The organism is Ruegeria sp. YTSC004 (genome assembly GCF_059609805.1).
Genome location: NZ_JBXWMJ010000001.1, coordinates 480,291 through 491,353, shown reverse-complemented (window position 1 = coordinate 491,353; position 11,063 = coordinate 480,291). Strand labels below are relative to the sequence as shown.

The window sequence follows — 11,063 nt, the reverse complement described above, 5'->3', positions numbered from 1 at the left end:
TTTTCCCGCGTTGAATTTGATGTTTATAGGCCGAAACGGGCAAGGACCAGAGCTATGACGATGTGGGTTTTTGGATATGGATCACTGCTGTGGAATCCGGGCTTTCCGGTCGCCCGCAGCGAACACGCCACATTGCATGGATACGCCCGGTCGTTCTGCATGAGCTCGATCCACCATCGCGGCACCGAAGAACACCCCGGCCTTGTGCTGGCACTGGATGAACAGGCCGATGCCAATTGCACTGGCTTGGCACTTTCGGTCGAGGCCGGCCATGAAGAGCGCACCTTGCATGAGTTGCGCGAGCGTGAGCTGATTTCGTCAGCCTATGTCGAGAAAAACCTTGATGTGCATTTGAACAATGGCGAAGTCGTCACCGCGGTGACCTATGTGATCGACGCGGATCACGTCCAATATTGTGGCGGTATGCCATTGGAAGAGCAGGCGCAGATCATAGCACACGCAATTGGTGGGCGCGGTCCGAACACAGAATACCTGTATAATACTGCTGAACATCTGGCCGAGATCGACCTGCGCGATCCCGATCTTGAGTGGTTAGCGCAACGGGTGCGCAGCATTACCGCATAAATCCTTGGCGTACCCGGCGGATTTTGGCTAGATTCACGCCAGAGCAGGCAAGAACCGGGAAGTACGCGCATGGCGCAGGCACATCAGGGCGCGAGACCCCAATTCTCGCATCCCATCCGTCAAATTGTGATGATGTTGGTCGCAATTGGTCTGGCAGGCTTGGGCGTCTTTATGGCGCTGCCTTATGTGTTGCCGGTATTTCAGGCCAACCCGTACCTGAACGGCTTTATCATCCTGGTTTTCATAATCGGCGTTTTTGCCTGTTTCTTTCAGGTGACACAGCTGATTGGGTCGGTGCGCTGGATTGAAGCTTTTGTTGGCGGCGTTGTCCGCGAAGACGCGCGCACGCCGCAATTGCTGGCACCTTTAGCCTCATTGCTGCGCGAACGCGGTGCACGATCGCAGATCAGCTCAAGTTCGACCCGGTCGATCCTGGATTCGGTCGCGGAACGCGTCGAAGAAGAGCGTGAGATCACGCGCTATATTACCAATGTTCTGATTTACCTGGGTCTCTTGGGCACGTTTTTTGGACTGGCGACCACCGTCCCAGCCATTGTCGACACGATCCGCAGCCTGAACCCGCAAGAGGGCGAAGAAGGGCTGGCCGTGTTCAACCGCCTGATGGTGGGGCTTGAGGCCCAGCTACAAGGAATGGGCGTGGCATTCGGGTCGTCCCTTTTGGGCCTTGCCGGATCTCTGATCGTCGGTTTGCTGGAATTATTCGCTGGTCACGGCCAGAACCGGTTCTACCGCGAGCTTGAGGAATGGTTGTCCTCAATCACCCGTGTTGGCTTTGCCGCGGCTGAGGAAGGTGGGGCGGAAATTGCGGTTCTGACCCCAGTTCTGGACGCGATGTCCGAACAGATGGATGCGCTGCAGCACCTGTTTTCAGGGCATGAGGCTGATCGCGCTGCCGTTTCGGTCAAACTGGGCCAGTTGGTCGACGCGATTGGTGAGATGAATGTGCGACAGTCTGAATCCGAAGGGGTGACAGCCGCATTGGAGCGTGTGGCCCTTGGGCAGGACGCCCTGTTGGATCACATGCGTGATCAGGGCACGGGTGAAGGAATTGACGCCGAAAGCCGGATGCGCCTGCGGTCGATGGACGTTCAACTTTTGCGTATCCTCGAAGAAATTTCGGCCGGTCGTCAGGAAAGCATGAGCGAACTGCGCAAGGATATCGAATTGCTGGTCAAAGCTCTGACATTGCCCCGAGGCGCCGTGCGCACCGCTCCGGAAGGAGAGTAATCCATGGCTCTGTCCCGTCGCACAGGTCAGCGTTTTCAGGGCTCGGTTTGGCCGGGTTTTGTTGACGCGATCACCGGTTTGCTGATGGTGCTGACCTTCGTTCTGACCATCTTTATGGTGGTGCAGTTCGTGTTGCGCGAAACCATTTCCGGGCAAGAGGACGAATTGACCGCCCTGTCGGACGAAGTCGCAGCGCTGGCCGGGGCATTGGGATTGGAGGAGCGTGAGAATAGCCGCCTGGAGGCCCGTCTTGGCGCGTTGAACACGACCCTGTCGCAAACTGAAGATACGCTGGCGCGGGCCGAAGTGGACCTGGCCTTGTCGCAGGCACGTATCACGGATTTCGAGGCGCAGGTCGCCGCACTTCTGACGGATCAGGAGCGGGCGCGCGGTGCCATTGCAACACTGGAATCCCAGCGCGCCAAGTTGCTGGAGGACCAAGAGGCGCTGAACCTCGCACTGGCGCAAAGCCGATCTGAGATCGACGAACAGGCCGAAGCCGCCCGGCTGGCTGCCGCCCAACGCGAGGCGCTGGAGGCGTTGGTTGCGGATCTTGAACAAAGCGACGCGGCGCAATCCACCCGGATCAGTGAACTGGAAGAACAGATCAGTGCGGAAGAGGCCGCCAAGCTAGCCGAAGCTGCAGCTGCCGAGAACCTGCGCAACCGTCTGCAGGATGCAGATGCCGAGTTGACAGCAATGACACTGGCCTTGGAAGCACAGCGCAAAGAAGCTGAGGATACATTGACCCTGCTTGCCGCAGCACAAGCCGCCAGGGCCGAGCTTGAGCGCCAGTTTGGTGCGCTGGATGCGGAGGAGTTGCAGGCGCAACTACAAGCCGCTTTGGCTGCGCAGACCGAGGCGCAGGCCGAGGCACAAACGCAGCGCTCATTGGCCGAAGAGCGTGCAAACCTGTTGGCTGTGGCCCGTGATGCGATTTCAGATGAGAAAACGATTTCCGCAAAAGCGCAGCGAGAGACGGCGTTGTTGAACCAACAGATGGCGGCACTGCGCCAACAACTTGGCGGGTTGCAGGCGTTGTTGGACGACTATGAAGAACGCAACGCCGCTTCGGACATTCGAATTCAGACCCTGGGTCAGGACCTGAACGCAGCTTTGGCCCGCGCGGCCTCGGAAGAACGCCGTCGGCGTCTGTTGGAAGAGGCTGAGCGTGCCCGGCTGGAGGCCGAGGCCGAAGCTCTGTCTGGACAAAATCAGGAATTGGCGGCGCAGGCCGAGGACCTGCAGCGCTATCGGTCAGAGTTCTTTGGAAGATTGCGCGACGTCCTAGGGGATGAAGAAGGCGTTCGGATCGAAGGCGACCGTTTTGTGTTCTCGTCCGAGGTCCTGTTTGACACGGGTTCGGCCGTTTTGTCACCGGCCGGGCAGCAGGACATCGCCAAGGTGGCAAATATCCTGCGCAGCGTGGCGGCTGAAATTCCCGAAGGCCTGAACTGGGTGATCCGCGTTGATGGTCACACTGATAACGTGCCGCTGGCCGGTTCCGGGCGCTATCGCGACAATTGGGAACTTAGTCAGGGTCGTGCCTTGTCCGTAGTGCGGTACATGGTCGATGCGCTGGGTATCCCGCCGAGCCGATTGGCCGCAAACGGTTTTGGTGAGTTCCAGCCCGTAAACCCGGCAGACACCCCGGAGGCCCGGGCGCAAAACCGCCGAATCGAGCTGAAACTCACCGAAAGGTAACCGAGACACTCGTTAAGAAACCCGGGTTAGCGACGACCGAACCGAAAGCTGCTATCGGGCTTGCCCGCAAAGCAGCGCGGGATGACCGGGTAACTTTCAGTCAGGAAATAGGCATACGTTCCAGATGGATATTCAGGCGAAACCGTAAAGGCTCCGTTACATTCATCCAGATTTCCGGCGCCTGCTACATAGGCGTAGTCCTCATTGAACGTGCCATCATGTTTTCCGTCGGGCGCGTTTCCTCCGGGGCGGTTGCCGTTCTTCAGACGGTAGGACGACTTAATTTGTGTCACTTTCCCATCCACAACGCCGGTCATCGCATAGATTGGGAAGCCGTCTGCCGCATATCCGATCAGCGGTGAATGTCGGTTGGGTGAATAGTTCAGCAGCTCAACAAAACCGGTGGGAATGCCGTGATAATGGTATTTTCCATTGGGTTGAACGTGCGCATAGTTTTCGTCGAACCCCAAAGTAACCGCGCCCCCAAGCGCATTGTATGACCAGCCTGAGCGGGGATTGCCCTGCCAGAACTCAGCGGCCAGCGGGTCGAACACGACGCCGTTCAGAGACACACCAAAATTCCAACCCATTTCAAGCGGGGTGGTGGATCGATTGGATTTCGGGTTCGTCGGTACTTTCACATTGACACGTTGCTCGGAAATGCTGTGCGGGTTGCCTTGGTTCGGAAAGCGCCCGACAAGGTGATCGGGGATCCCGTTTGCCGAGACGCGTATACTTTTGCGGGTCTCAGAGATTTCGGAGTGGCTGTGCCCCGGATCAACCGTTGCGGCCTGCAAGCGCAACGGTCGTGTTTCCGTCTCATCATGATACCGAAATCGATGCTGGGCGGTTGCAATGGCGGCAACGGCGGAGAGAGTGAAAGCAATGCTCCAAACGGCGACGGTTTTGGTCATCAAAATCCCCTTTTTGCGATTCAACTGTGACATTGAAACGCGCGGGGTTGGTTATTCCGTCGCATTCGATTGTGACGGAAACGAAATCGCCCGGTTGCTGGGCAACCGGGCGATCAATTTCATTGAGTAAATTGGGTCTTAGTCTGCGGTCAAAAGCGGAGGTTTGTCGCCCGGAATACGCGGTTGATCGGGGCCAAGAATTTCCAGGTTCAAATCGCCCTTTTTGACAGACACGCGGACCACACCACCCTTGGCCAGCTTTCCGAACAGCAACTCCTCGGCCAGTGGTTTTTTGATGTGTTCCTGAATGACACGACCCAGAGGACGAGCACCCATCTTGTCATCATACCCTTTGTCCGCCAGCCACGCGGCAGCTTTGGGGGTCAGATCGATGGTCACATTGCGATCCAGCAATTGCGCTTCGAGCTGCAGCACGAACTTCTCGACCACCTGCAGGATGACCTCTTTCGGCAGTGGCGCGAATGAGATCACGGCGTCCAGTCGGTTGCGGAATTCCGGCGTGAACATACGTTCGATTGCGGCCGTATCCTCACCCTCGCGACGGTCACGGGCAAAGCCGATGGCAGCCTTGGCCTGTTCCTGCGCACCCGCGTTCGAGGTCATGATCAGCACAACGTTGCGGAAGTTCACCGTACGTCCGTTGTGATCGGTCAACTCACCGTGGTCCATCACCTGCAACAGGATGTTGAACACGTCCGGATGGGCCTTTTCGATCTCATCCAGCAGCAGCACGCAATGCGGATGCTGGTCGACGCCGTCGGTCAGCAGACCACCCTGATCAAAGCCTACATAGCCCGGAGGCGCACCGATCAGACGGCTGACGGCGTGTTTCTCCATATATTCCGACATGTCGAACCGAAGCAGTTCCACGCCCAGCGTATCTGCCAGTTGTTTCGCGACTTCGGTTTTACCCACGCCGGTAGGACCAGCAAACAGGTAGTTGCCGATAGGCTTTTCTGGCTCACGCAGACCGGCACGTGCCAGCTTGATCGCACTGGAAAGCGCTTCGATTGCCAGATCCTGGCCAAACACCACACGTTTCAGCGAAGCCTCGAGATCTTTCAGCACCTCGGCATCGTCTTTGGTGACGTTCTTGGGCGGAATGCGGGCGATCTTGGCGACGACCGCCTCGATTTCCTTGACCCCGATGGTTTTGCGCCGTTTGCTTTCGGCCACCAGATGCTGCGCCGCACCGGCCTCATCGATTACATCGATGGCCTTGTCGGGCAGTTTGCGGTCGTTGATGTAGCGGGCCGACAGTTCCACCGCGGTCTTGATCGCATCGGCGGTATATTTGATCTCATGATGCTCTTCGAAATAGGGTTTCAGACCGCGCAGAATTTTCACGCTATCTTCGACCGAAGGCTCGCTCACGTCGATCTTCTGGAACCGGCGGCTCAGCGCGCGGTCTTTTTCAAAATGCTGACGGAATTCCTTGTATGTGGTCGAGCCCATGGTGCGCAATTTGCCGCCCTGCAGGGCAGGTTTCAGCAGGTTCGACGCATCCATCGCGCCACCCGAGGTGGCACCGGCACCGATCACGGTGTGGATCTCGTCAATGAACAGCACCGCGTCCGGGTGGTCTTCCAACTCGGTCACAACCGCCTTCAGGCGTTCCTCGAAGTCTCCGCGATAGCGGGTACCTGCCAGCAGAGAACCCATGTCGAGAGAATAAATTGTGGTCTCAGACAACACATCTGGCGCTTCGCCGCCAACAATCTTGCGTGCCAGGCCTTCAGCGATGGCGGTCTTGCCCACGCCGGGATCACCTACCAGCAGCGGGTTGTTCTTGCGGCGGCGGCACAGGACCTGAATACAACGCTCAACCTCATCAGCACGGCCGATCAGCGGGTCGACATCGCCTGCGCGCGATTTAGCGTTCAGGTCAATGCAGTACTTCCCAAGCGCGCTTTCCTTTTGTTCGCCTTCGGTGACGCCAGGTTGAGCCTCTTCCTCGACTTGGTCCGCACCCGAAACTGAGCGGTTTTCGCCGTAGGCAGGGTCTTTGGCCACGCCATGCGCGATGAAGTTAACCGCGTCATAGCGCGTCATGTCCTGCTCTTGCAGGAAATAGGCCGCATTGCTTTCACGTTCGGCGAAGATGGCGACCAGAACGTTTGCACCGGTCACTTCGGTTCGGCCCGAGCTTTGGACGTGGATCGCCGCGCGTTGTATGACGCGTTGGAAAGCGGCCGTTGGCACGGCCTCAGAACCGTCGATATCCGTGACCAGATTGGACAGGTCTTCGTCAATGAATTCAACCAGAGTGCTGCGCAGTTCTTCCAGATCGACGCTGCAGGCTTTCATGACGCGGATGGCGTCAGGTTCTTCCAGTAACGCCAGAAGCAGATGCTCTAGCGTGGCAAATTCGTGACGCCGTTCATTCGCAGCTGCCAAGGCCGCGTGGATGGCTTGTTCTAATGTGCTCGAGAATGAAGGCACGCGGGTGCTCCTCTGTCTTGGGTCGAAAGGGGCAGGCTTCGGCCGGAACCCCATCCCAACCATGTCCTCATACTATTAGAGTTTGGTTGATCGTGGCCCGGCTTCAAGGGTTTTCTTGCTCTTGACAGTCACATTTCACGTGACCGTGGCCGTGAGGAAGGCAATTTGGGTACTAGAAGCTGTCTTTTCTAGTCCGAATTTCAGCAAAAACTTCTGCGGGGTCCGAATTTTGCATTCCCAAATGCGCCTGAATCGCCGGGTCAGCGGCCCGCAAGAACGGGTTTGTGGCCTTTTCCAGCGCCATCGTCGAAGGGACTGTGGGTTCTCCGGCAGCGCGAGCGCGGTTGATATCATCGGCGCGTTTTTGCAGTGCGGCATTGGTGGGATCGACGGTCAAAGCGAATTTTGCGTTTGATTGCGTGTATTCGTGGCCCGAGCATACGATTGTCTCATCGGGAAGGGCGGCCAATTTGCTGAGAGAAGCCCACATCTGTGGCGCCGTGCCTTCAAACAAGCGTCCACATCCCAAAGCCATGAGGCTGTCTGCGGTGAAAACAACTGCGCTGTCCGGCATGTAAAAGGCGACATGGCCAACAGTATGGCCGGACACATCCAGCACCCGAATCTGCTCGCCTCCGAATTCAAACATATTGCCGTCGCTGACCTGCTGATCCAGCGGGGGCAGGCGGTGCGCATCGGCGGCCGCGCCAACAACTTTGGCCGGGTGTTTTTCCAAAATGGCAGACAGGCCATCCACATGGTCCCAATGGTGATGGGTTAGAAGAACATGGGATAATGTCCAGCCGCGCTTGTCCAACTCGGCCAGAATGGGTCCGGCTTCGGGCGCGTCGACCAGTGCGGTATTGCCGCTTGCGGCGTCATGCGCCAGAAATGCGTAATTGTCGCTGAGACATGGGATGGTAACGACCTCAAGAGGCATGGCCTTTTGCCCTTTCGTTGCTAGACTGCGCCCAGCTAAGCCGATTGACCGGGTGTCTGCAATGCATCTTGATGTGCAGGATTTGAGGAACTTCTACTATCGCAGCACTCTGGGTCGTGCCGCGCAAGCGGCGATCCGTGGGCGATTGATCGAGCAATGGCCCGAGGCCAAGGGGCAAACGGTTGCAGGATTCGGCTTCGCGGTCCCATTGCTGCGCCCTTATCTTGCGGACGCCCGCCGCGTTATCGGTTTGATGCCAGGCCCGCAAGGCGTCATGCCCTGGCCCGCCGGAATGCCCAATGTGTCGGTTCTGACCGAAGAAACCCTGTGGCCCATTGAAACGGGTCATGTCGACAAGCTGATTGTGATGCACGGGCTTGAAACCTCGCAGCGGCCCAGCCAATTGCTGAGCGAGTGCTGGCGTGTGCTGGGGCCAGGGGGGCGCGCATTCTTTGTTGTGCCAAACCGGGCGGGTTTGTGGTCGCGGACGGACAAGACCCCGTTTGGCTTTGGTCGGCCGTACACAGCTTCGCAGCTGGAAAGTCAGCTCAAGGCGCATCACTTCATCCCGGAAAGCCATTGCTCGGCTCTATATCTGCCGCCGTCATTCCGCCGTTTCTGGCTAAAGTCGGCGAGCCTGATCGAAAAGACTGGCCAAAGGCTGCCAACAGTCATGGCTGGCGGAGTGCTGATGGTTGAGGTGACAAAACACATCCGACCGCCCAGTGGCAGTGTTGCAAAGGATGCCGAACGTCGTCCGATAAAGGCGCTTGATGGCCTTCTGAAACCAGCCTGAGCAGCTGGGTCATATTCCCTCTTCAATTCGTAAATATTGAGGGAAAAAGGACACAGGAATCGCAAAAACCGACACTTTCGTAACATTTTTCGCTCGCGTAAGCCGGATAAAAGGGTCGCACCCTTCTTAAGTTATTGAAATTGAACATTTTGTGGATAAACCTGTTGCCGTGATAATATATTGCTAGCTGGGTTCGGCTCTGCTACATCCCCGGTGATTTTGATCCCCGACCGTCTGGCCGGGGTTTCTTCACGCCCCCGGGGTAGCTGCCGCAACGCGAATTCGGGGCCCAAAATATCGGAAGGGTGGACGTGTCCGAACCAGCTTCGATTTCCACAGGCATCGCCAAGCGCTATGCCACCGCGATCTTTGAGATCGCCAAAGAGAATAATGACCTCGCAGGTCTGGAAACCGGAATCAACGATCTGGCAGCAGCATTGGGCGAAAGCGCCGAGCTGCGCGACCTGATCGCATCGCCTCTGGTGTCTCGCGCCGAACAAGAAGGCGCCATTATCGCAATCGCTGACAAAATGGGTCTGCACGCCATCATGCGTAACACGCTGGCTCTGATGGCACAGAAGCGCCGTCTGTTCGTCGTTCCCGAGTTGGTGCAGGTTCTGCGCGACATGCTGGCGGACGAACGTGGCGAAGTGACCGCCGATGTCGCGTCGGCCAAGGCGCTGACCAAGACACAACTGGAAAAACTGTCCAAGACGCTGTCCGAGCGTGTGGGCAAGACCGTGACAATAAATGCGACCGTTGATGAAAGCCTCATTGGCGGTCTTGTCGTTAAAGTGGGCTCGAAGATGATCGATAGCTCGATCCGTTCGAAGCTCAACTCCCTACAGAATGCAATGAAAGAGGTCGGATAAATGGGAATCCAAGCTGCAGAGATTTCTGCAATCCTGAAGGACCAGATCAAGAATTTTGGTCAGGAAGCCGAAGTGGCCGAAATCGGTCGCGTGCTGAGCGTCGGTGACGGGATTGCCCGCGTATACGGTCTGGACAATGTGCAAGCGGGTGAGATGGTCGAATTCCCCGGCGGCATCATGGGCATGGCGCTGAACCTGGAAAGCGACAACGTTGGTGTCGTTATCTTCGGTTCCGACCGTGACATCAAAGAAGGTGACATCGTCAAGCGCACCAACTCGATCGTGGACGTTCCGATTGGTAACGGTCTGCTGGGTCGTGTTGTTGACGGCCTGGGTAACCCGCTGGACGGCAAAGGCCCCATCGAATCCACCGAGCGTGGCGTTGCTGACGTCAAAGCACCGGGCATCATCCCGCGTAAATCGGTTCACGAGCCGATGGCAACCGGCCTGAAGTCGGTTGACGCCATGATCCCGATTGGCCGTGGCCAGCGGGAACTGATCATTGGTGACCGTCAGACCGGTAAAACTGCCGTTGCTCTGGACGCGATCCTGAACCAGAAAACCTACAACGATGCGGCAGGCGACGACGAGTCGAAGAAGCTGTACTGCGTTTACGTCGCGATCGGCCAAAAGCGTTCGACCGTTGCGCAGCTGGTTAAGAAACTGGAAGAGTCCGGCGCGATTGACTACTCGATCGTTGTGGCCGCAACCGCGTCCGACCCGGCGCCGATGCAGTTCCTGGCACCCTATGCCGCAACCGCAATGGCCGAGTTCTTCCGCGACAATGGCCGCCACGCTCTGATCATCTATGATGACCTGTCGAAACAGGCTGTGTCTTATCGTCAGATGTCGCTGCTGCTGCGTCGTCCGCCCGGACGTGAAGCCTATCCTGGCGACGTTTTCTATCTCCACTCCCGCCTACTGGAGCGTTCGGCGAAGCTGAACGAAGACTTTGGTGCTGGCTCGCTGACCGCTCTGCCGGTTATCGAAACGCAAGGTGGTGACGTTTCGGCGTTTATTCCGACCAACGTGATCTCGATCACCGACGGCCAGATCTTCCTGGAAACCGAACTGTTCTATCAGGGCATCCGTCCTGCTGTGAACACCGGTCTGTCGGTTTCGCGTGTGGGCTCTTCGGCTCAGACCAACTCGATGAAGTCGGTTGCCGGTCCGGTTAAGCTGGAACTGGCTCAGTACCGCGAAATGGCTGCGTTTGCGCAGTTTGGTTCCGACCTTGACGCCGCGACCCAGCAGTTGCTGAACCGTGGTGCGCGTCTGACCGAGCTGATGAAACAGCCGCAATACTCGCCACTGACCAACGCTGAAATCGTCTGCGTCATCTTCGCCGGCACCAACGGTTACCTCGACAAGATCGACGTGTCCGATGTTGGCCGTTACGAAGCTGGCCTGCTGGCGCACCTGCGCGGCAAGCACGCCGACCTGCTTCAGTGGATCACCGACGAAGATCCCAAGATCAAGGGCGACGCTTCCGACAAGATCAAGGCTGCGCTGGACGAATACGCCGCAACCTTCGCTTAAGG

At 57.6% G+C, this 11,063-nt stretch carries 9 protein-coding genes; 6 read left to right on the top strand and 3 right to left on the bottom strand.

All coding sequences use genetic code 11. The features are described from left to right. Nucleotides 1-54 precede the first annotated feature (54 nt). The 3 genes from AC2FFP_RS02455 (at nt 55) to AC2FFP_RS02445 (ending at nt 3,537) form a co-directional block, all read left to right on the top strand. On the top strand, nt 55-585 hold the full coding sequence (locus AC2FFP_RS02455; protein WP_496769118.1) for a gamma-glutamylcyclotransferase: 531 nt from the start codon (nt 55-57) through the stop codon (nt 583-585). 69 nt (nt 586-654) lie between these two features. Further along, entirely contained in the window at nt 655-1,833 is a 1,179-nt protein-coding gene (locus AC2FFP_RS02450; protein ID WP_496880673.1) for a biopolymer transporter ExbB, read from the top strand. Nucleotides 1,834-1,836: 3 nt separating this feature from the next. Next, nucleotides 1,837-3,537, top strand: a complete 1,701-nt coding sequence (locus tag AC2FFP_RS02445; RefSeq protein ID WP_496769114.1) for a peptidoglycan -binding protein — start codon at nt 1,837-1,839, stop codon at nt 3,535-3,537. A 26-nt stretch (nt 3,538-3,563) separates the two neighbouring features. Here AC2FFP_RS02445 and AC2FFP_RS02440 read toward each other — a convergent pair whose 3' ends face one another. From AC2FFP_RS02440 to gloB, 3 genes are all read right to left on the bottom strand, one after another. Then, on the bottom strand, nt 3,564-4,451 hold the full coding sequence (locus AC2FFP_RS02440) for a YHYH protein (RefSeq protein ID WP_496769112.1): 888 nt from the start codon (nt 4,449-4,451) through the stop codon (nt 3,564-3,566). Between the two features lie 138 nt (nt 4,452-4,589). Beyond that, nucleotides 4,590-6,914: an ATP-dependent Clp protease ATP-binding subunit ClpA gene (gene clpA / locus AC2FFP_RS02435; RefSeq protein WP_496880672.1), complete on the bottom strand. Its 2,325-nt coding sequence runs from the start codon at nt 6,912-6,914 to the stop codon at nt 4,590-4,592. A gap of 172 nt (nt 6,915-7,086) precedes the next feature. Next, nucleotides 7,087-7,854 carry a hydroxyacylglutathione hydrolase gene (gene gloB / locus AC2FFP_RS02430; protein ID WP_496769110.1) on the bottom strand — a complete coding sequence of 256 codons (768 nt, stop codon included), beginning with the start codon at nt 7,852-7,854 and terminating at the stop codon, nt 7,087-7,089. A gap of 61 nt (nt 7,855-7,915) precedes the next feature. Here gloB and AC2FFP_RS02425 point away from each other — a divergent pair, with 61 nt between their 5' ends. The 3 genes from AC2FFP_RS02425 to atpA all read left to right on the top strand — a co-directional run bounded on the left by AC2FFP_RS02425 (nt 7,916) and on the right by atpA (nt 11,061). After that, entirely contained in the window at nt 7,916-8,650 is a 735-nt protein-coding gene (locus tag AC2FFP_RS02425) for a class I SAM-dependent methyltransferase (RefSeq protein WP_058275506.1), read from the top strand. A gap of 311 nt (nt 8,651-8,961) precedes the next feature. Beyond that, nucleotides 8,962-9,522 carry a F0F1 ATP synthase subunit delta gene (locus tag AC2FFP_RS02420; protein ID WP_108859262.1) on the top strand — a complete coding sequence of 187 codons (561 nt, stop codon included), beginning with the start codon at nt 8,962-8,964 and terminating at the stop codon, nt 9,520-9,522. Next, on the top strand, nt 9,523-11,061 hold the full coding sequence (gene atpA / locus AC2FFP_RS02415; protein ID WP_058275507.1) for a F0F1 ATP synthase subunit alpha: 1,539 nt from the start codon (nt 9,523-9,525) through the stop codon (nt 11,059-11,061). It abuts the gene before it with no gap. The last annotated feature ends 2 nt before the right edge of the window (nt 11,062-11,063 follow it).